At 27.4% G+C, this 23,460-nt stretch carries 15 protein-coding genes; 5 read left to right on the plus strand and 10 right to left on the minus strand.

The annotated features are described in order from the left end of the window. Positions 1-7 precede the first annotated feature (7 nt). The 3 genes from tolA to NLO413_RS04585 are packed head-to-tail and all read right to left on the minus strand — an operon-like array spanning position 8 to position 2,232. Positions 8-1,120, minus strand: a complete 1,113-nt coding sequence (gene tolA, locus NLO413_RS04780; protein ID WP_084229845.1) for a cell envelope integrity protein TolA — start codon at positions 1,118-1,120, stop codon at positions 8-10. Positions 1,121-1,132: 12 nt separating this feature from the next. Continuing rightward, positions 1,133-1,537, minus strand: coding sequence for an ExbD/TolR family protein (locus NLO413_RS04580; RefSeq protein WP_045809290.1), 405 nt, complete (start codon positions 1,535-1,537; stop codon positions 1,133-1,135). Continuing rightward, positions 1,537-2,232, minus strand: a complete 696-nt coding sequence (locus NLO413_RS04585; protein ID WP_045809291.1) for a MotA/TolQ/ExbB proton channel family protein — start codon at positions 2,230-2,232, stop codon at positions 1,537-1,539. The genes NLO413_RS04580 and NLO413_RS04585 overlap by 1 nt, the downstream gene beginning before the upstream one ends. 74 nt (positions 2,233-2,306) lie before the next feature. Here NLO413_RS04585 and mutL point away from each other — a divergent pair, with 74 nt between their 5' ends. After that, positions 2,307-4,304, plus strand: coding sequence for a DNA mismatch repair endonuclease MutL (gene mutL, locus NLO413_RS04590; RefSeq protein WP_045809292.1), 1,998 nt, complete (start codon positions 2,307-2,309; stop codon positions 4,302-4,304). 760 nt (positions 4,305-5,064) lie between these two features. On the opposite strand, the gene dprA is transcribed toward mutL, so the two are convergent. From dprA to NLO413_RS04605, 3 genes are all read right to left on the minus strand, one after another. Then, entirely contained in the window at positions 5,065-6,204 is a 1,140-nt protein-coding gene (gene dprA / locus NLO413_RS04595; RefSeq protein ID WP_045809293.1) for a DNA-processing protein DprA, read from the minus strand. A gap of 576 nt (positions 6,205-6,780) precedes the next feature. Then, complete coding sequence (gene fabF / locus NLO413_RS04600; protein ID WP_045809294.1) at positions 6,781-8,061, minus strand: beta-ketoacyl-ACP synthase II; 1,281 nt, start codon at positions 8,059-8,061, stop codon at positions 6,781-6,783. Positions 8,062-8,084: 23 nt separating this feature from the next. Beyond that, positions 8,085-8,378: an acyl carrier protein gene (locus NLO413_RS04605; RefSeq protein ID WP_045809295.1), complete on the minus strand. Its 294-nt coding sequence runs from the start codon at positions 8,376-8,378 to the stop codon at positions 8,085-8,087. Between the two features lie 278 nt (positions 8,379-8,656). Here NLO413_RS04605 and NLO413_RS04610 point away from each other — a divergent pair, with 278 nt between their 5' ends. After that, positions 8,657-11,161 (plus strand): ankyrin repeat domain-containing protein, encoded by a 2,505-nt coding sequence (locus NLO413_RS04610; RefSeq protein ID WP_198138902.1) that lies wholly within the window; start codon positions 8,657-8,659, stop codon positions 11,159-11,161. Here NLO413_RS04610 and rpmG read toward each other — a convergent pair. Further along, positions 11,139-11,309 carry a 50S ribosomal protein L33 gene (gene rpmG, locus NLO413_RS04615; protein WP_045809297.1) on the minus strand — a complete coding sequence of 57 codons (171 nt, stop codon included), beginning with the start codon at positions 11,307-11,309 and terminating at the stop codon, positions 11,139-11,141. The two genes, NLO413_RS04610 and rpmG, sit on opposite strands and share 23 nt — an antisense overlap. A 646-nt stretch (positions 11,310-11,955) precedes the next feature. Here rpmG and NLO413_RS04620 point away from each other — a divergent pair. The 3 genes from NLO413_RS04620 to NLO413_RS04630 all read left to right on the plus strand — a co-directional run bounded on the left by NLO413_RS04620 (position 11,956) and on the right by NLO413_RS04630 (position 13,764). After that, positions 11,956-12,669: a phosphatidylglycerophosphatase A gene (locus NLO413_RS04620; protein WP_045809298.1), complete on the plus strand. Its 714-nt coding sequence runs from the start codon at positions 11,956-11,958 to the stop codon at positions 12,667-12,669. 6 nt (positions 12,670-12,675) lie between these two features. Then, positions 12,676-13,134, plus strand: coding sequence for a disulfide bond formation protein B (locus NLO413_RS04625; RefSeq protein WP_045809299.1), 459 nt, complete (start codon positions 12,676-12,678; stop codon positions 13,132-13,134). Between the two features lie 108 nt (positions 13,135-13,242). After that, entirely contained in the window at positions 13,243-13,764 is a 522-nt protein-coding gene (locus NLO413_RS04630) for a demethoxyubiquinone hydroxylase family protein (protein ID WP_045809300.1), read from the plus strand. A 2,581-nt stretch (positions 13,765-16,345) separates the two neighbouring features. On the opposite strand, the gene mnmA is transcribed toward NLO413_RS04630, so the two are convergent. The 3 genes from mnmA to NLO413_RS04645 all read right to left on the minus strand — a co-directional run bounded on the left by mnmA (position 16,346) and on the right by NLO413_RS04645 (position 23,442). Beyond that, positions 16,346-17,461 (minus strand): tRNA 2-thiouridine(34) synthase MnmA, encoded by a 1,116-nt coding sequence (mnmA, locus tag NLO413_RS04635; RefSeq protein ID WP_045809301.1) that lies wholly within the window; start codon positions 17,459-17,461, stop codon positions 16,346-16,348. A 648-nt stretch (positions 17,462-18,109) separates the two neighbouring features. Further along, on the minus strand, positions 18,110-19,132 hold the full coding sequence (locus NLO413_RS04640; protein ID WP_045809302.1) for an ATPase, T2SS/T4P/T4SS family: 1,023 nt from the start codon (positions 19,130-19,132) through the stop codon (positions 18,110-18,112). A gap of 587 nt (positions 19,133-19,719) precedes the next feature. Continuing rightward, positions 19,720-23,442, minus strand: coding sequence for a hypothetical protein (locus NLO413_RS04645; RefSeq protein WP_045809303.1), 3,723 nt, complete (start codon positions 23,440-23,442; stop codon positions 19,720-19,722). Positions 23,443-23,460: the final 18 nt, after the last annotated feature.

A 23,460-nucleotide genomic window follows, 5' to 3' on the forward strand; every position in this document is an offset into this window, starting at 1 on the left:
TAGTAAATTACAACATATGTCGTGGGTCGAAATTTAATGAGATGTTATTCCATATGTTATAGTGTTTTTTTGATAATCCAATTAACGGGCTACATTTATAAACGGCTCGTAAAGCACTATCTGCTATTGCTCTGAAAAAATGATCATGAGCATAACTATATTGATCGCTAATTTCTGCATTTATCACTTTCCCATCAAGAGATAAAGCAACGTTTATGATAACTTGTAAACTTCCTATATTTTTTGCTCCTGCTGGAACAGTCCAACATTTGATAAACTTACTTCTTATAGCATCAAGGATTTTTATTGATACAGGACTATTTTTGTCATAATTCACATCACCTTTTCCTATAAGACCATCTTGAGCATTATTTTGTTCTAGGTTATTAGTTGTGTTGCTTTTTTCTATGGATTTTAAAATACTTGCTAATTCTTGTTGGGGAGATGCATGTTGTGTTGCGACATTTTTATTTTTTTGGTTATGATTGGATGCAGTGTTTGTTTCTTTATTATTTGATTTAGGTTTTGTTACTTTTTTTTCTGTATCCTTCATCTTTTTATGTTCATGTTGGGGAGATGCATGTTGTGTTGTGACATTTTTATTTTTTTGGTTATGATTGGATGCAGTGTTTGTTTCTTTATTATTTGATTTAGGTTTTGTTACTTTTTTTTCTGTATCCTTCATCTTTTTATGTTCATGTTGGGGAGATGCATGTTGTGTTGTGGCATTTTTATTTTTTTGGTTATGATTGGATGCAGTGTTTGTTTCTTTATTATTTGATTTAGGTTTTGTTACTTTTTTTTCTGTATCCTTCATCTTTTTATGTTCATGGGAAGATGCTGTGTTTGTAGTATGTTTTTTTTGATTTGTATTATTTTTTGTGGGTAATTTATTTATATGGTTACTGTGGTGAGGCTTTGTTGGAGGTGTTTGTTTTAGAGGTATGTTATTTATTGTGTTTAATGGTAATGCATCAATTACAACGATATGATTAGTATAAAGATTGTTTTTTTTTAAATGTAAATTAGGTAACTTGATAAAAAAAAAACTTGTTATTAGCACGTGAAATAATAGTGAAAGAGTAACGTAAAAGATATTGCTGTGCAATAAGCGATACATTATATAGTCCAGTTAAGTTGTTGTTTTTGTTACTAGTGCTATATTTTTCAATCCATAACTATTTACTATATTAATTATCCTTATTATAGCACCATAATTTAGTTTATCATCCCCACGTATAAATATTTGTATATCTTTATTTTTTATAGCAGATATTAAGTCATTTTTAAGAGTTTTTTCATTGGATAATTTGTCGTTTATATAAATGGTACCATTGCTACTAATGGTAAGAATAATTGATTGATTAACATGTAAAGGGGTTGCCTCTTTTGCTGTAGGTAAATTTACTAGTAAAGAAGGCATGTTTTCTGTAGTGGGAGAAATCATGAATATTATTAGTAAAACTAACATTATATCAACAAAGGGCGTCATATTGATATTATGTAATAATATATGTTTTTTACGTGATATATGCATTAATTCCACTCTTTTTTCATTAATAATATTTCAAACTCACTAATGAGACCACTGAATTTATTTGAGAGTCTTGAGATAGATACAGTAAACCTATTGTAAAAAATTGTTGCGGGTATTGCCACAATTAGCCCTATAGCGGTTGCAAATAATGCTTCAGCTATACTTGGACCGATGGTTGCTAAATTACTATTAGCAGTGTTGGAAATAGCTTGAAAGCTATTCATGATTCCCCATACAGTTCCAAGTAACCCAATAAAAGGTGCTGATGAACCAATTGTAGCTAAAATTTCTATTTTACTTTCCAGTATATCAATAGCTTTATGATACTCAATATTAATTGATTGTAATATGTATTCTTTTTTATTATCTATAGGTAAATGTTTAGATTGTGCTGCAGTTAATCCAGAAATATAAACTTTAGCAATGAGGCATTGATTATTCTGTATGTGTTGATATAATTCACTTATGGATTGTTTGGCTTGTTGTAATTCTAGATATTTTTCAAATTCAGTAGTTTTTATAAGTTGTGTACGTAGCGTAATGTATTTTTTGAAGATAATTGTCCAGGAGACTATGGAAAATATTACAAGCATTAAAATAATAGCTTGCACAACTACATCTGCTTGTAGAAATAAATCAAAAAGTGATAAGCTATTTTGTGTACTTATATTAGAAGATTGAATAATGCTTTTCATAAGCTATAATATAAAGATTATTAAAATAACTTTTTTATACTATATTTATATTGTGTAATGTCAACCGTTAAAAAATGTCTATTATATTACTAGATGCATGTACAATTAATAGGATAGCGGCTGGTGAAGTAATAGAGTGTCCAGCTAGTGTAGTCAAGGAGTTGTTAGAAAATTCTATAGATGCTCAATCTACTTTAATAAATATAAAAATAGAGAATGGTGGACGTAATTTAATTAGTGTATCTGATAATGGGATTGGAATACCTAAAAAGGATATAGAATTAGCGTTTCTTTGTCATGCTACTTCAAAATTGATAGATGGTGACTTAACTAATATTAGGTCTTTAGGGTTTAGAGGAGAAGGATTGACTTCCATAGCTGCTGTTAGTAAGGTCAAGTTAATATCAAAACATGCAAAATCTGACATTGCTTGGTCTATATTAATTGCAGGAGGAGAAAAAATACAAGATTTATCACCGGAAGCTTTATCTTGTGGTACTAGTATAGAAGTAAGAGATTTATTTTTTGCAACACCAACTAGGTTGAAATTTTTAAGAACAGAAAAAGCAGAAACTCAACATATTATTGAAATAATAAATAGACTAGCAATAATAAATTATCATATTGCTTTTTCTTTATACATTAATGATAAGTTGATTTTTAAGTATTTTAAACAAGACAAAATAATAGATCGGTTGTCTGAAATTAAATTTTTTGGTGAGGAATTTAGAAATAACGCTCTAGCAGTAAACCTAGAGAAAGATGCAATCAGGTTAAGTGGATATATAAGTCTGCCAACTTTTAATAAATCTCGATCTAGTGGCATATATACTTTTGTAAATAATAGACCTATAAATGATAATTTATTAGTGGGCGCAATAAAATATGCCTATAGTGATTTTATTAGTAAGGATAAATATCCGGTTGTTGTTTTATATTTAAATATTCCATTTGATCAAGTTGATATTAATGTGCATCCCAATAAATTAGAAGTAAGATTTCAAGATAAGAAATTAGTTTTTAATATTGTTGTTAAAGCACTAAAAGATGCTCTTTCAAATAATGTGTATGTGAATCTAAAAGATAGTAATATCCTTTCTTATAATAAAGATCCTTTTGTTAAAGATAATATTGAAAAGATATGTGGTAAAACAGTTGTACAAGAATTACCTGTAAGTTCTCATTTATCAAAGTTGGAATTTGACAAATTACAAAGCAATGATAATAATGTGCTCTTATCAGGTATTCCTTCAGATAGTAATTATTTACAACATTCTGATAGTAATAGTGAGTGTAGTATAGTTTGTGATGATATAGGGTTGACATTAGATACGTCAAAAAGTAACGATAATATTTATATAAAACAAAGTGAAAATGTCCAATCTTTATTGTATGGTAAAGATGATTTAAATAATATTATAAAACGTAGTAACCCAATATATGATAAAAATAAATCAACATTGCAAGATAATAATGTATTAATACAAGATTATCCGTTGGGTTATGCTATATGTCAATTATATAATAAGTATATTGTTTCCCAGACTAAAGAATACGTTATTATAGTTGATCAACATGCAGCTCATGAAAGATTGACGTATGAATATATGAAAAAAGCTATGAGTAAAGATGGTATAAAGCGTCAGTTACTTATTATGCCAGAAGTTGTTGAATTAAATAATGAATATGAATTAGAAGCACTTCTTGAATATCAAGCACAATTGCTAAAATTGGGATTATTATTTGAATCTATGGGAAATTTGGCGGTTGTAGTAAGGGAGGTACCAGCAATATTTGGCAATTTTAATGTTAAATCTTTAATGGTAAAAATTGTTGATAGTATTATAGAATTTGGTAATACATTATTTATGGATGAAAAAATAAAAGATATTTGTGGTACTATAGCATGCTATAGTTCTATTAGAAGTGGTAGAAAATTGCATATTGATGAGATGAATGGCATTTTACGACAAATGGAGTATACGGCACATTCTGGCCAATGTAATCATGGAAGGCCAACTTATGTTAAGCTTAGTTTAACAACAATTGATAAATTATTTGAGCGAACTTAAATAATGTATTAAGTTATGCAGTTATATCTTTGTGCTATATTTACTTATTGTAAATAATGCAAAATGATAAGTATAAATATTTGCTATGTGTGATTGATATATGTAAATTTTATGGCAAAAAAATATTTATGAGCAACTTTATATAAATTTAGTTACATGTAAATGATTAATAGAGTTTTGAGTGGAATAGGAAATATGGCTATAATATTCCCTAATTAATGTAAAATGGCTTTTTTGTTCTGGTAAAACAGAAAAAAATCGCTCTAATTTATAATAAATACTTTGTAGAAAAATATAAAAAATTGTAAGTCCTAACCATAAGTATAAATAAGATTTACATAGTTATATGTTAAATGTAAAAGAAATTTTATAGGGAATAATTTGTAAATTATTTTTTATAATGCTTATTACTTATTTAAAAAATCGTGTGTTTATCAATGGAAATATTAGTATTTACCTATTGGTAATTATATTATAGAGTTACTCTATTAGATGGCCTAATGTGTATTTTGGTGATGCATAAATATTTTTTGTTTTAAATAGTTGTACTACCTAATATTTTTGATTAAAACTTCGTACATGTTATGAGTCTATGTGATATCTATAATTATGTGTAGTTTATTAAACCTAATAAAATAAAAAAATTTGCCAAAATATAACTGATTGTAGGGTGGGTGAAATATTTTAAAATTACAATACATTGTTGTGCAATAATGAATTTACTAATGAAGTATTAATGTGCTGTAGCTTTTGTTTTAATTCATAGTATTAAAGCGATTTTGTTATTTTGTAACCTTTCTATTTTTTGTGAAATTTCTAATTCAGTTAAAACAGCGAGGACTACATTGATATTAAGAGATGTTAAATTAAGAAGTTCTTCAATGCTAGTAGGTGAAGTACTTAATTGCTGTAAAATAAACTTTTTTATATCGTTTTTTTTAGTATTTTCTTCTTTATTATTGTTTGTAATATTGTCACTATATATTAACTTCTGTTGTAATGGGTTGTAATTAAATGTGATACCGTCTATTATATCATTTGCAGATTCTACTAGTTTTGCACCATTTTTTATTAAATTATTACAACCTGAATATCTTATATCTAGTGGTGATCCAGGAACTGCAAATACTTCTCTGCCTTGTGATAATGCTAAGTTTGCAGTAATGAGAGATCCTGATTTTTTAGATGCTTCTACTACTACAATACCAAGCGATAATCCAGATATTATGCGGTTACGTTGAGGGAATAACTGTGCTTTTGGCAATGATGAAAAAGGTAATTCAGTAAGTACTAACCCTCCATTATGTACAATATCTTTATATAAGTGCAAATTTTCTTTAGGATATACTATATTAATGCCACTAGCCATAACTGCAATCGTTGGAAAGTTTTTTGAGATTACACTATGTACAGACTTGTCAATCCCTTTAGCAAGTCCTGAGACAGTTATGAATCCGTGTTTTGAAATATCATAAGATAGTTTATAAGCGAAATTTTTACCATTGATCGATGGGTAGCGGCTTCCAACTATTGCAATTGCGTCTTTTTGTAGTAAGGTATGATTTCCTAAAACAGTAATAATTGGTGGAAAATCATTAATATTACGTAGCATTTTTGGGTATGGTATTTCAAACATTGTTATAATTTTCGCACCTATTTTATAAGTGTCGTCAATTTCTTTTTTTGCTCTGTCAATAGGGTATATTTCTTTTATTTGGTTGTATGTTTTTGATGTTACTGTTAAGGCTTCTAAAGCGTATATTGCATTTTGAGGAGTTTTATATAATTTTAGTAAATGAGAGAAAGTTATGGGTCCTATATTTGGGGTACGTATTAACCTTATACAAGATAGTAAATCATTATAGTGTATTTGATTATTATTATGTAAATTATTGAACATTAAAAAATACTTTAATTTATTAGTATTAAGTTTAAAAATATAAATATTAATTTTAAATAATCAAGAATAAATAATTGCTAATCAGTGTGGAGTATATATATAAATAGCAGCATTACTGAAATAATGTGTAGAAAATGTTTTAGTAGACGAATTGTTTATATAGTGTCACTAATTCAAGGTTTGTCATCAATATAAGAGTTTTTAACAACCGTAGCGTACTTATAAGACATAGGTAATTTATGTCAATAATAAAAGTGCTTATAATAGTTGGAAATCATATATAAAACGAATATTAACATGTAGTAATTAATTCTATGTAATATTGGCTACAATGTAATCAGGTAAGGTGCTTTTGATAAGAATATAAATAATTGTAAAATATGAGTTTATAATGTTACATATTGTTTAATTTTATATCTTATAATTATTGGATGTAGTTAAGCGTTTTTGACATTAAAGTATAAAAAGTTTTTTGGCGGATACGTAAAGTGTTTAAAGAAAACAAAACATTAAAGAACACTTAGATATTATTACAGTATTTATATTTAATAGTTTCCATAATATATAGATATGTAATTAACTAGCAGATAGTTTTTTAAAAATTAAAGAAACATTAGTACCACCAAAACCGAAAGAATTTGACAAAGCATGTATTACTTTATGTTCTTGGGCAATTAGTGGTACAAGATTTAAAGCGCTACTTTCTGAAGAATTATGTAGATTTAATGTAGGAGGAACAATACCGCTAATAATTGAAAGAATGCTAAAAATAGCTTCAACGCTACCTGCTGCTCCTAATAAATGTCCTATTGAAGATTTTGTTGAGGAAATTGGGATTTTATAAGCATGGTCCTGAAAAACTGATTTTATCGCTTTTATTTCTATACTATCTCCTATTAGAGTTGAAGTACCATGGGCATTAATATAGTTTACTTTGCATGGATCGAGTTGTGCATTGATTAATGCTTTTTTCATAGCTTCTATACCACCTTGTCCTTCTGGGTGAGGAGCGGTGATGTGGTATGCATCTGAAGTTGCACTATATCCAATGAGCTCTGCATAAATTTTTGCGTCTCTTTTTTTAGCATGTTCATATTCTTCAAGTACTATAATTCCAGCTCCTTCTCCCATTACAAAGCCATCTCTATCTTTGTCCCATGGACGTGAAGCAATTTCTGGAGTATCATTAAATTTTCTTGTTAATGCTTTGATTGCATCAAATCCTGCAATTCCGGAGCGACATAGAGCACTTTCAGATCCCCCACAAATCATTACATCTGCTTCACTTAGTTGAATGATTTTTGCAGCATCGCTAATAGCATGTGCGCCAGTTGCACATGCACTAACGACTGAATTGTTATATCCTTTAAAACCATATTTCATAGATATGTGTCCAGGTAATAAATTGACTAGACTTGCAGGAATGAAGAAAGGACTTACTTTTTTTGGTCCATGCTCATTTAAGTTTATGACTGTCTTTTCAATGTAAGGTAATCCACCAATACCAGAACCGATAAGAACTCCTATACGATTATAATTAAGGTTATTGTAAGTAAGTAAACTTGAATCCTTGATTGCTTCAGCGGACGCTGCAATTCCAAAATGAATAAATGTATCCATTTTTTTTATGTCTTTTTCTGGTATCCATTGTGCAGGGTCAAAGATGTAATCTTCTGACTCATGTTTTATTAGCACTTGACCAGCAATTTTGCATTCCAGATCAGAACTATCAAATCTGTTTGTAATTTTTCTGATACCAGAAACCCCACTTATTAAACATTCCCATACTTTGTTAATATTTGTACCCAAAGGGGTTACTAATCCAAGGCCAGTGACTACTACTCTTTTCTTTTCCATGCGAGTTCCTAGTAATAACTTTATTAATTTTTTACTTTATCGCTTATATACTTTTCTATGTCATTAATAGTTTCAAGTTTTTGTGCTTCTTCATCAGAAATCTCGATTGAGAAATGTTCTTCTAAGCACATTACCAAATCAACAAAGTCTAAACTATCAAGATTTAGGTCTTTTGCTAAATTAGTTGTACCACATATAGAACTCTTTTGTTCATCTTTAAGTTTTAAACAATCAATGACAATTTTTATTACAGTGTCCTTTATAGAACATTCTACCATACAATCTTGTTTTTCATGTTCTGTAACATTTTTTTCCATAATTTATCCATTAACATTAATAATTGAAAAATAACATAAGTAATATATAAACTAAATGTAAATAAAGCAAATATAATGTAAAAGTTATTACAATAATTACAGAATTTACTTTAGCGTATGTTATGATAACGTATGCTAATACTAATTTCAACATGTCTATCATTGGTTGTTATTTTATTAACATGAATTGTTTATAAATATGCTTTATACAAGTATGAGTTGTATTAATGCACATATTTATTCACTATACATAACAGAGTTTTTGCTGGTTTATGTATATGTCACTAAGTTTGCTTGTTGATAGTTTAAATGCTAAAATTAATGATAAAAAATCAAGAAGTATTTATGAAAAAATAGTACGTGCATGTAACGATGATAAATCTTTGGTTGAAAAACAAATATATGTTGTCAAAGGAGCCTCTGGCCTTGTCTTTTACAAAGATGAAGATGATGTTGTTAACGATATTATTGAAAAAAAAAATAATATGAGTGCTGTTGAGTATGTTAAATCCTCACAAGTAATAAGATGCTTTTTGATACATTTACCTTTTATTGATAATATACTAAATTACGATCAATTAAGTGATTTTTGTGAGTGTCTTATTGATCATGGGGCAGATATTAATGTTTATGCTGCTGAGGGAATTGTTGTACAAGATAAAGTTATTTATGAAGTAGATGGCAAAACTCCTATTGCATATGCGGTAGAAAATAAAAATATTCAATATGTAAGGTACTTACTTTCACTGAATTCTGTGGATACAAAATTTACTATAAAAGATATTTATGATACACATCAAGGCTATAATCTTATAGCATACGCTATTAGATTATTTGTTCTTGATAGTAAAGCGGGTTACTACTCTTTATGTTGTGACATGCTGAAAATTTTAGATAAATTATTAAGTAAAGTTACGATTGATTATAATAATTGTGATATAGGGTTACGAAAGAATGCAGTACAAATTATTAAAATTCTAAGAAATACTAGAGATCCGGGGTTTAATGCTTTAATTGAATACTTAGTATCTGAAGAGTTGTTAAAAGTTATAGAGCTATTTATTATAGGTGGTGAATTATGGAAAAATGAAATACAGGAAGAAAAATCACAATGCTATAAGTATAAACATTGTGGTAATAAAAAAGCATTACATGCTGTAAGAAGAAAGAAACGTGTAAATAATGCATATACATCTAAATCTTTAACAAATGTTATGCTTGACTATTATAGTGTTAGTTATAATTTAATTTTTAGTAAATATAATCGCGATGGAGAAAGCTTAGTAAGTATTGCAGTTTTTTGTGGTAAGTTGCAACTCGTAAAATATTTGCTTGAAAATATGAGTATTAATCCTAATACTGTTAATCAATATGGCCACTCGCTTTTGCATATTGCTGTTGCTGCTAAAAATTCATACGAATGTGTAAATTATTTGTTAAATCAAGGTACAAGTGTATCTATTGCAGAGTATAAGTTCCGTGCTACTCCTTTACATATAGCTGCTTCAAATGGAGCTGTGGATATTGTTAAGCTAATCCTTGATAAAGTGCCTGATGCTGTTTATCAAGTAGATGTTTATGGTCAGAATGTTTTACATTATGCTGCAAGAAATGTAAATTCAATAGAAATTTTTCGGTTAGTGAAAAACCTAGATGTAAATAATCAAGTTTGTGATAGAGCTTTAGATTATGAGTATTTGAAGAAGTTATGTAATGTTTATAATGTGACTCAGCAAGAAATTCGAGAAGTGATAGAATTAAAAGATAATGATATTCAACAGGTAGGTAATACGCCATTACATATAGCAATTGAAAGCAATAATTTTGATGTTGCTAAATTTTTAATACAAGAAAAACATTGTGATGTTAGTATTCAAAATAAAGCAGGATATACAGCTTTAAATAGTTATAGTACTTGTGGAAAAAATACATTATTGCATCAAGCTGTTATTAAGAATGATGTACAATTTGTTAAGCATCTTCTTTCATATAAAGATTTGGATGTTAATTTATGTAATGGATTTAATACCACAGCACTAAAAATTGCTATTGACAAAAAAAATATGGATATGATCTGCACTTTACTTTCTGATAAAAGGCAAGATTTATTCTTTGGTGATGCTAAGATTTCTTATATACCATTGCTAATGTTTACACGTTCAATAAATGATAAAATACAAAAATTGATTTTAAAAAAATTAAGATCACGATTTATTTACTATAGTTTAATATCATTAGGTGTATGTTTAGGAAAATTTGTATTAATGACAAGTGCTGCTTTGTACTGCATTTTTGTATATAGAGACAAATTATTATCTGTAGCATCAGATAATTTATGGAAGCTGCAAGTTACTTTAGGTACATTAACATCACTAATGCTTTTTTTGATGTTTTTTTCTTACTTTATGGTAAGCATTTTAGTATTTCAACTTAATGAACAAAAGACAATTTTTCCGATTGTCAATCAAAAATATGTCAATAGTGTTTATAATAAATCAAGCTGTAAATTATATAAAAATAATATTGGCAACGTGGAGCAGCTTAGTGATTATAGTGGTAGTTTATCACAAAATTTAAGTGAATTAACAAGTCAAAAAACTAGTTTACAATGTAGCAGTACCAACAGCGAAGATCCATCCGATCCTTTAAGTTGCAACTTATACAATTATACTATACATACGAATATGAAAAATGACAAAAGGAAGGAATCTTTAATAGAAAAAGAATCCCATAGGTCAAAAAAAAGCTATTATCAGGAACCTACTTCAGCTTTTCTTCGTTAAAAATTACATGCTTTCTTGCAATAGGATCATATTTACGAAAAGATAACTTATTAACTAACTTTTTAGGGTTACGCTTCTTTACATAAAAATAACCTGTTTTTGCGCTGCTGACTAACTTAACAAGCAAATTGGAAACTTTTTTAGCCATGTTTGAATGGAAACCTATTCCTAAAACTATCTCCATGGTAGTTTATGATTAGTATATCAGTCAAGTAATTTTTGAAAATTTATTGCGTATGATTTTAGTGTGTTATCAAGAGTTATTATTAAGTTTTAAATTATGGAAAATGTTTTGAGTAATATGTGTTTTGGTGGGTTTTAATTTGTAAGCTACATAAATAATGAGCTTTGTACAAAACAAAATTAATAGTGTATTTATTTTTTAAATTTTTTATATATAAAACTTCACTTTATATACTTATAAAAACTAATTTTATAAATTGTAGTCATAGTTCTAAAAGAATATTTTGGTTTGTATCTGATATAAATATTTATTTGAGATGGAATAATAATTAAGTTCATTTATGTCAAGTATTTTCATTAATATAGGGGTATGTTTTTGTTATCTATCATTTAAGACTTTAAAAGCTTTACTTATATGAAAGTATCAAATATAAAGGATTAAAAAGTATTAAAGAATTGTTAGTTAAGCTTTTTGTAATAAATTGGAGACGTTTATTTTGTAAATATAAGGTTGGCTTTATATATACTAAAAAATTTTATTAAATGATATTTAGTTATGATATTATTAGTAAAGGGTATGATTTGTTATATCTAATTAAAGAGTAGTTATTATGTTAGGGTCTTATTTTCATGTTTTAATAAAAATTATTGGCAGATTTCTTCCTACAACATTAATAAGTACTTTTTTTGGCATAGGATATCTTCCAGCATGGCAATGTCACTGGGCATCTGCAAGTTCTTTGTTATTATGTTATATTGCTTTTTATTTAGTGAATGGAGCTTCTTCTTTTTTGTTAGGAATTGAGATGACTGGTGCAATGATTTCTGTGTTTTTCTGTAAAGTTGCATTATCTGTCATAATATTAGGGATAATATCGATATTTATTTTTCAGACCGAGAATCAATCCGTACAATTTGTAAGTAATGACGATAATATAGTTATACAAATAGTTATAGGCCAGCTTTTGGTTGTTGCTCTTTCAATGCCTGCTGCATTGTCAATATATGTGCATTTAGTTGATATATATGATAGATTATGTAAGGGAGTTTTTTTATGCCCTGCTTGGTTTAATAATCTGACATATTTTATAATATTTTTTGCAATACCTTTTGTATTTTTTAATTTTATAGAAGTTATAAAACCATGGCCTATATCTTTTTTGCAACTTACTTATAATAATTGTTTTTCGATAATGTTAGAAGGTATAATAATAGTTTGTTATACATTAGTTGTTATGTATCTTATTGCATTTATATGTTTAGATTTGACTATTCAACAAGCTATTAATTTTAATCGATATGTTTTTGCTTTTATTATGAAATGATACAGCATGAAAATATATAATAAATTATTTTTACTATTGAGCGTCATTGCATTAATTACTGCATATATATCTCAGTTTATTTTTGGTTTTATTCCTTGCAGATTGTGTATATATGAACGCATACCATATTTTATAATTATAATTTTATGTATTGTGAGTTTGTTTGTAAAGCATAAAGTAGTTTTTGTTTCTATATGTTTATGTTATATAGTGAATGCGCTTATATCGATATATCATATGGGTTTAGAATATGGGTGGTTTTTTGATGTGTTAGGTTGTAGTAGTAATGTTGATTTAAATAATCTGAGTTTTGATGATATAAAAAACAACTTGTTAAATACGAATATTGCGTATTGTAATGTGCCTAGCTTCATTTTTCTTGGAATTTCAATGGCAGGGTGGAACTTTATTTATAGTATGGTATGCTTGCTTTCAGGAGTTTGTTTATTTAGTAAAGATACATAAAGTGATTGTTATGTTTTTTACAATAACGAAAAGAATTATTAATTATATTATGCAACCATACAAATTTAAGTTTTTTGTATATAAATATTCAATTATTTACTGTGTGTTATGTTAAAGAATGGTTTTATTGAGAGTGTTATCAGAGTAAATCATGCTGGTGAATATGGTGCGGTTTGCATATATCATGGGCAAGAGTTAGTATTAAAAAAGAATCCCATAATGGCTAAAAAGATATTTCATATGAAAAAACAGGAGCAGTGCCATTTTAAATATTTTAATGATACTATGAGACAAATGCAGGTACGTCCCACATTTTTTTTGCCAGTGTGGCATGTAATGGGTGTAATGATGGGGGCTGTAACGGCTCTTATGGGAGAAAAGTCAGCAATGGCTTGTACTGCTGCAGTAGAAGAAGTTATATGTGATCATTATCGTAACCAACTTTTACAGTTGAATAATTGTAATGATGCTAAATTAAAAGAAAAAATAAAACAGTTTTATAAAGAAGAATCAGAACATAAAGATATTGCTATAGATCATGGAGCAGAGGATGCTTTTGCATATCAAGTTTTGTCTTATGCAATAAAAAAAATATGTAAAACTGCTATTGCTATTTCGAAAATACTATAATATTTAATGTTAACATCTAGTGTATTTTTGTTAACAATACAAAACTAAAGGTTATGTTTCTGCTATAAGAAAGTTTATGTGATTTTATCGATTAGTTTTTATAGTTTATGTTTGTTATATTAGGAAACCAAGGGAATAGATTTATAAATTAATTTTTGGTATATTTAAAATTAAATACAATGTGTGTGGGGTTTGTTTTTTAATTAGAATATATATTTTAATCTTATAGGTTGTATTGTCATGTAAACTTTGTGCAGTTATACTTTTATTCGTATAACGATTAGACATATTGTTGTTCTGAAGTTTACAAGGTGGATTATTAAGGTTATCACAATAATATTGCATTACATAAAAATAAAGCTATTTTTTAAAGTATTAAGATTATATAGATAAAAAACTTTTTTGAGTTTTATCTTATAAGGTAGAAGATATGTATTACAAGGTGAGATTAACAGTGAATGAAATGTGTAAATAATTAATGCTTAAACTTGATAGCAAAAATAATTTATTATGTACTTTATGATATATTTTATAATAAAGTAAAACATTGCTGATTAGAAGCAATTGCTTACTGAATAGAATAGTGGCCATTAATATGGGCGGATATATTATATATAATTTTATATAGTTGTGTAATGACTTTATATATAACGTATGGAATTGTTGATATTTTGAAAAAGTATAACATAGAATACGATTTATATATTAATATATAGTATAACTTTAATGTTTAACTAAAAATTATTACGAGTATTAAAATATAAAAGGACGCGCGTAATATTGTTAGAAGAATAAGATCGCATATTACGGAATATCATATATGTTAAAGTTATTTGTTAAAAACTTTTTACTATTTCTAGTAAGTATTATTTTAATATTGTGTGAATTTTTACTTAGTAAGACTGTATATCAATTTACTCTAAGGGTTGATTTTTTATTTTTTGCTGTGTGTTTCTTTTATATAGAGCTATTGCCATGTTATTTATTGTTGTTTGTAACAGGTGTGATAAGAGACTGTATATATGCTTTTCCATTGGGAGCAACGCCACTGATGTACACTATTATTCATTTTGTGTTAAATAATAATACTAAGAGAAAAATACAAAAAAAGTATTTAATAATGACTTTGTTGTTTATCTATGGATTACATTGGATGATGTGTAGCATTTTTCTGGCAGTATGGTAAAAACGTTTATACAATTACTTGTATATTTTGGCGGTGTATTTTTAATTGTGTATTAAAGATATTTGTATAAATGATTAATGATGGAGTATAGTTACGTCTTTTATTGTGCGTCTTTGCATGCAGTATGGGTTTTTTGTTTAATAAATAGGTAATTTATTTGGATGTAATAAAGATGTGATTGTATTAATTATCATAAGGATAATATTTTATAAATGGATGTATTGTATGCTTATGCTAATAATATTCTATATTTAAGGATTAACTATAAATATAATAATGGAAGTAATTTGTGATGAGTTATGCGCGTAGTTTCAAAATAATTTTTGCGTCTTTGTACATGTGAAAGATTTTTATGCATTACACAAATACTGTATTGTAGATAAATAAGTATGTAATATATTGTAGAAATTGCTATTAGCATACAATTTCTTTGGGTTTGTTACAGCATAAATATTATACAATGCTTTAAACAACATGGATGCTAAATATTTCTTCTAAAGTCTAAAACATTTATGCATATTGCTGTTGTATACAGCTATTATGAAGCTGTAAATGTAGTATATCATTAATACTAATGACAAGTTTTTTTATATGTAAATGTTACTTATGTGTATTTTAATGTTTTTTTATTGATAATAAGTGTTCACTTATATCATATCAAAAACCTAAATAATATGAGGATTAGCAAGATAAGCTTATTGTACTTTTTTGAATCATATGTAACAAATTGTGTATTGTTTAGCAGTTATATTAGTAAGCTTTACATACTATTTAGAATATTAAATATATATTATATTTTATTGTACTGTAATTATTACAAATACGGGAGTTTGCTTACATAATATTATACCGTATTTTTAACTTTCTACAAGGTTGATATGCATATATAGACTCCGTGTTGTAGATATTAAAATTATGTGTTTTGTATATGTTGTATAAATTCATGACTCCTGCTGTTTAGATTTTGGTATTTTATCAATTTGCAAGCTTCTAAAAGAATTTGTTGATATTGATCAATATATTATTGTATTAGTATATAATGTAGTATAAAAAAAGTTTTGCTATTTTATTAGTGCTTATTTATATCGTAAATTAAAAATATTGGGATTATATATATGGATACGATACAGCAAAAACTAACTGATATTGGTTTTGTTTATGGATGGTATTGTATGTTGCTAGTAATAAAGACAATTGGTATTTTAAGTTTGATATTATAAAGTTGTATAAAAACAAAAATATAGTTATTGCTAATAGATTTATTAATGTGAAGCTTGTATCAACATTGACAGTTAGTTATCATGTTTTAATATACTTTTGATACTGATAATTTTGTAGATGATTTTTTACAGGAAAGCATTGTATTTAAGGTATATTGATTTAAATAAGAATTACTTAAGTTTTATTGTATATCCAGCCACCACCTAGCATTCTATCTTTGTTATATATTACACATGCTTGCCCTGGGGTAATTACGCAATAACTATTTTCTAATAATACGGTTGCTGAATTTGTATTATCTAGAAATATAGTTGCTGGACTCCCAGGATGAGATGAGCGAAGCTTTACTTCTACTTTTAATCCTTGAAGTGGAATTTGGTTTTTTGATATCCAGTTTAAATCCTTAATATACAACTTGTTTTTCATCAAAGATGATAAAGGACCAACAATAACTTCATTTTTTTCTGCATTTAGGTTTACTACATGTAGTGGTATGGGTGATGATATGCCGAGACCTTTTCTTTGTCCTACTGTAAAATTGACTATACCATTATGTTCTCCTAAAACCTGGCCGTTAATATGTATGATTTTACCTTTTTTCATGGTACTTGGCTTAAGATTAAAAATAGTTTTTTTGTATGTTTCTGACACAAAACATATATCTTGACTATCTGGTTTGTTAGCAATACTTAAATTAAAAAACTCTGCTAGAGCTCTAATATCGCTTTTTTGGAAGTTTCCTAATGGAAATCTTAGAAATTTTAGTTGGTCGGGAGTAACGGAAAATAAAAAATAACTTTGATCTTTTTTTATGTCTTTGCTTGAAAATATTTGCATTTCACCTTTAACTTCTACTTGTCTAATATAATGACCTGTTGCTAATACGTCTCCACCTATATTTTTCATTGTGTGTAAAAGATCCCTAAACTTTACTGTTTGATTACATTTTACACATGGTATAGGAGTTTCACCACGTTCATAAGAACTTATAAAATCATCTATTACCTCTTTTTTAAATACTTGTTCGTAGTTTAATACGTAGTGAGGAAATCCCATAGAGGCAGCAACTCTTTTTGCATCATAAATATCAATATTGCCACAACATGCTTTTTTTTTTGAATTATTATTAGAATATAACTGCATAGTAACCCCTATTACCTTGTATCCTAGTACATGTAAAAGTGCTGACGTTACTGAGCTATCGACACCTCCTGACATTGCAACTACTACAGTTGTTTCTTGAGGGGGTTTATTGGGTACTAATGGATTAATTTTAAAGTTATTGATCATAATATATATAGAGCTGTTGTAATGTACAAGTGTAGCATGGCAAAATATATATTTATTTCGCTGATTTTTCAAGTCCAAAATTGGTAGAAGATTAATGTAATTGTTTGTATATATGATACATGGGATTATTTCAAGTATTTCGAATGTTTTTAGTCCATTTGTGAATAATAATATCATGAAAATTAAATTATTATAATAGAGTTTGTACAGTATGTGTAATTATTTATGTTAACATACTTTTACGTGCTTATTTTGCTGATTTATTACGTGGTAAGTATCATTATACTAATTTTTACTACGATAACATAACGTTGTGGTGGTCATGTATTCTCCTGATTATGTTTTATATATATTGTATTACCTACCTTGTAATATCAGTAATGCACTATATACGTTACTGTGATGACTAATATACAAAAATATTTTTTGTTAGATAACTATTATTTAAGCTATTATGTTGGTATATTTTTTAATTACGCTACTTTCTTTGTGATAAAGATTTTTTATTATTGTTGATTAGCAGATTGCTTACAACAAGTATGCCACATAAGTGAAAGTATAATGATGTGATAAGAAGAACTATTCATGTACTTCTCCTTTTTTAAGAGTATTGTTGGTAGTATTGATTATTAACAAAGTAATAAGATGCTAGAATATATCATAATGTGTATCATAAAAAAATTGGGTATTAGATAAATTTGACAGGATAATTTGTACATCATGATAAGTCAACTTATTTTGTTCTATAAGTTCATTAATTTTGTTCTTTATGTTAGAAGAGTTGATTTGTTGTAACTTGTCCTCTTGTATTAAGTTTTGTACTTTACTGTTACATTTTATAAAATCATATAAATATAAGCTGTTATTATGGATTTTACTTGTAATAAAAACTTGTAACATTATTCCTAATAAATGATACGAAAGCGTATTAAGACCAGACTGCCTATGTGGAAAAAGGGAAATAATTTTTTCTATTGCATATGTCACTGATACTGCATCTACCAATGCTATAACTAAAGTTCCTATAGCAATGCAATTGTTTGCTATATGGATTAATTCAGTACTATTAATGCAGCCTAGTATTACAATATCTGCTGATTGATTTTTGATAAATTCAAAATTAACTTGTGATAAGTTATATGAGCTTATTATCGATTTATTTGATGTTTTATGGAAAGCATTATCATTGCTAAAGATCAACACATGTTTTTTTTGATTATTATTAATTTCGTCTAGTAATGCATTAATTGTTATATCTTTATTGTGATGAGGTGCTCCGGTAACTATTATTAATCCTTTTGATGCTGAACTGATAGTTTTTAATAATTCAATAGGTATATTTAATTCTGATAAAGAATAAGAGGTTTTTTTGTTAATTTGTATCACCATTTTTATTTGTGATATGCTACGTATAATATGTATATTTAGTTGGTATTCTTGATTAAAGTTCAAGGTAGTTGTGAAGTAATTTTTTGATTTACAAAGGTTATAAGCTTCTTCTGTGAGTACCGATTCTATTATTTTTTCTATTTCTATAGTACTACAATTTTTGAGCTGTAAAAATTCTATACGACCAAGAGTTTTAATAGCAGGAGGTGTGTTAGGAATAAAATATATATGTGAAGCAGAATATTGTATTGAAGATAAAATTAGTTGATTGAAATATTGCATTCAATTTAGGACTTAGTATTTTAATGAAGGAGTATATAGTATTTTTATTTAATTAGTATTAAGGAAAGTACATTATATATTCTATATGTGGGCTTATTAATATAGGTACGTTTTATTTTTACATTATTTTTGTAAATTGTTCAGGAAGTTAAATTGTGATATTTTTGAGTATAATACAAATTTTCGTGAATTAATGTTTTAAAGAAAATTTTATAGCTATCAATGTGCTCTTATATCGTGTGTAAATTGCTTACATCTTATATATTTAAGTGATAACTAATGGGTAGAGTTGTTTTACTTGTAATAATAGAAATTTAAATTTGAAGATATTAATAAATTATATAAGCTTTTGTATCATATGGTGTGATGATTTGATATGATTATATATCGTATATGTATTATTTAGTTATTCTGAAAATTAGCTTATTATGGGATATGATCCTTGATATTTTAAAGTTTTTTTGTGAATTCTATAAAAAGTGGGAATGTTCAAAATTTTATAACTTTTGTAGTAAAAAGATGATTTTATAGAGTAATAAGCACTATAAAACGTTGTTTTATAGTGCTTATTTTAAAGATTAGCCTGTTTATCTATTAAGTGTTTTTGTGTTATATTGTTGCAGTGATGTTGCATCAAGTTTATTAGAAGGGTTACTAGAGGCTTCTTTGTGTTTTTGTTGAAGTTCTTTTATTACTTGTGCGAAAAGTTTTTCATTATGTGGTTGTGTTAATGTTTCTACACGATGTTGTGGTTTGGTACTTATAGATGTTGATGGAGTACTTGTTGATCTTTGAAGTTGTGTCACATGTAATGATTGATGTTTTTGTTGAAGTTCTTTTATTACTTGTGCGAGAAGTTCTCCATTATGTGGTTGTGTTAATGTTTCTACACGATGTTGTGGTTTGGTACTTATAGATGTTGATGGAGTACTTGTTGATCTTTGAAGTTGTGTCACATGTAATGATTGATGTTTTTGTTGAAGTTCTTTTATTACCTGTGTAAAAAGTTGTCTATTATGTGATTGTGTTAATGTTTTTACATGGTGTTGTGGGTTAGTGCTTATAGATGTTGATGGAGTACTTGCTGGTTTTTGAAGTTGCGTAACACGTGGTGACTGATGTTTTTGTTGAGGTTCTTTTATTACCTGTACAAAAAGTTTTCCATTATGTGATTGTGTTAATGTTTTTGTAGTATGATGTTGTGATTTAGTACTTGTAGGTGTTGATGGAATACTTGTTGATTGTGAAGTAAGTAATTTTTCATAAATGTTTTTAAGCTGTGTAACATGTGACTGTTTTTTTTGTTGGAGATCTTTTATTGTTTGTGGAGAATGTTCTTTATCATGTGGTTGTATTGTTTTTTCTGTATGGGATTGTGATTCTTTACTTGTAGATGTAGATAAAGCACTTGTTGATTGTAAAGTAGATATATGTTGTGCTGTTGTTAACTTTGTTGCTGTATGAGTTGAAAGATTTCTCTTTACTAGGGTAGTATTTTGTAAGTCAGCAGAAGTGTTATTAGTTTGGGGTATAGGTTGGGTAGCAACTTTATCTTTATTTTGTTGTTTATCTGTACTTATTGTCTGTAAGTAAAGTTGTGATAAAGAGGGTTTACGAGCAATGGCAGGTTTGATTATTTTTTGTATATTCTGTGAAATTACTGGTGTTGTTTGCTGTGAGGTCTGACCTGCAGATTCTTTTTTGCTTGTGATAGTTATACTTTGATTTTGTGCTTCTACTTTTTGTGTATTATCATCATTATAGGATGGTGATGTGGTATTAGTTGTTTTAATGTTAAAAAGCGGAATTTTTCTATATGTAGCTGTTGTTTTTGAGTAAGGTTTTGGATTTATTATAGGGTTAATATTTGTATGTAATATTTGTGTAGAAGATGTATTCTTAGATGTAGTATTGTCTAAAACAGTAGGATCTTTAGAGTTTGATGTATCAAGTAATTGATCTAAAAATTTGTAGCGTAAAACGTCTATTTTTTTAGATAATGGATTCTTCGATGTAATATTGTTTAAAACAGTAGCATCTGCAGAAGTGGATTGTATATGGTTATGAGTTTGTTGTGTATTATTTTTATCATTTATACTTAAGGGCTGTTGTTCTTTAGTCATTGATTTACCAAGTTGTTTATAAAAATTTTGTGAATTAACAGAAGAAGATGGTCTTTCAAGGGTTAATTTAGCATCTGCAGAAATAGGTTGTGTAGGTTTATTAATCTGTAATGTATCATTTTTGCTATTCGTATTTAAGGGTTGTTGTTCTTTAGTCATTGATTTATCAAATTGTTTATAAAAATTTTGTGAATTAGCAGAAGAAGATGGTCTTTCAAGGGTTAATTTAGCATCTGCAGGAGTAGGTTGTATAGGTTTATGAACTTGTAATATATCATTTTTACTATTCATATTTAAGTGTCGTTGTTCTTTATTGATTGATTCATTAAGTAATTGATCTAAAAATTTGTAGCGTAAAATAGCTATTTTCTTAGATGATGAATTCTTCGATGTAATATTATTTAAAACATCTGCAGAAGTGGATTGTATAGGGTTATGAATTTGTGGTGTATTATTTTTACCATTCATACTTAAGGGCTGTTGTTCTTTAGTCATTGATTTACCAAGTTGTTTATAAAAATTTTGTGAATTAGCAGAAGAAGATGGCCTTTCAAGGGTTAATTCAACATCTGCAGAAGTGGATTGTATAGGGTTATGAATTTGTGGTGTATTATTTTTACCATTCATACTTAAGGGCTGTTGCTCTTTAGTCATTGATTTACCAAGTTGTTTATAAAAATTTTGTGAATTAGCAGAAGAAGATGGCCTTTCAAGGGTTAACTCAGAATCTGCAGAAGTAGGTTGTATAAGTTCATGAATTTGTGGTGTATTATTTTTACCATTCATACTTAAGGGCTGTTGTTCTTTAGTCATTAATTTACCAAGTTGTTTATAAAAATTTTGTGAATTAGCAGAAGAAGATGGCCTTTCAAGGGTTAACTCAGAATCTGCAGAAGTAGGTTGTGTAAGTTCATGAATTTGTGATGTATCATTTTTACTATTCATATTTAATGGTTGTTGTTCTTTGATTTTTGATTGATTAACAGAAATCGTATCTTTAAATGTATTGTTTTTATCGTTAGTATTTGAAAGTTGCTGCTTTTGAGGTACTGATTTATGAGGTTGTGTATAAGAAGTTTGATCTTTGATAACAGGTATAATATTATGTGAAGTAGTAGGTTCTTGATCTATAGTATAACTATTATTGATATCCATATATATCTGTTGATCTTCTATTGGTGTGCTCTTACGATATTGCTTTAAAATATATGATAAAGATCGGACTTTGCTTGTATACGGATGGTATTCTGATGTTAAAGGATATTTGGTATTATATGGTGAATTAGTAATACTGCTTTGATCTTGAGAAGATTGTGCTTTATTATAAATAGGTTCTTTTATAGTTGTTATTTCTGATGTTTTGTTGTACTGATATTGAGTTTTGTGAGATGGTAGATTTTTTAATTGTTCAGTTACATTATCTGTTAGGGATTGCTTTATATCAATGTCCTTTGCCATATATATTAAATGTAGAGGAGTTGCTACTTTTAGCTTAATAGCCATGTCTTGTGTGTATTTTTTAGATTTTATATTATTTATTAAATGTGATAGCGTAGAAGAAAAATCGATATCTATGGTGTTATTCTGGTGTTTAATTATGTCCTTTTGTGTAGATATATGACTTTGAAAACATACTGTAATTGATCCTAGATGTTCATTCAATTGTGATTTGATGTCTATTCCATATTTATGAACAATATGTATTAGGTTTTTAGAAAGTACATTGATTTTTATACAAGGTTTATGTTCATCAAATATTTTTGCATTACTCATTTGATATTTTGTACAAGACTTAATATTGGATAAGAATAATTTGTTCAATCCGTTGTTATTGCAATGATTAGCTAGCCCCTCAATAATTATGGGGTTTACATCAATCTTATCGAAAGAGTTACTTTTTATTATGTTATCTATTGTTGATAAAGCTGTTGTTCTGTTATTAGGTAATGTATTTTCATTATTCTGTGTTGAAGTGTGTTCTAAATTTTTAGTGTCTATTTTTTTTTGATTTATATAAAAGTTTATATTTTTAAGATTTTTAATAAGTGATTCTTCCGTTAAACATTCTGTACTTTGTATACAATTTTTTAATTCATCTATATTGATCTTGGAAAATACTTGATCGAATGTTAATGGCTGAAGGCTTTTAGATATATTCTTGTAAGTATTGAATTTTTTATGAAACATGAGTTAAAACTAATTAAT

It is taken from the genome of Candidatus Neoehrlichia procyonis str. RAC413 (genome assembly GCF_000964795.1).
Lineage (GTDB): Bacteria > Pseudomonadota > Alphaproteobacteria > Rickettsiales > Anaplasmataceae > Neoehrlichia > Neoehrlichia procyonis.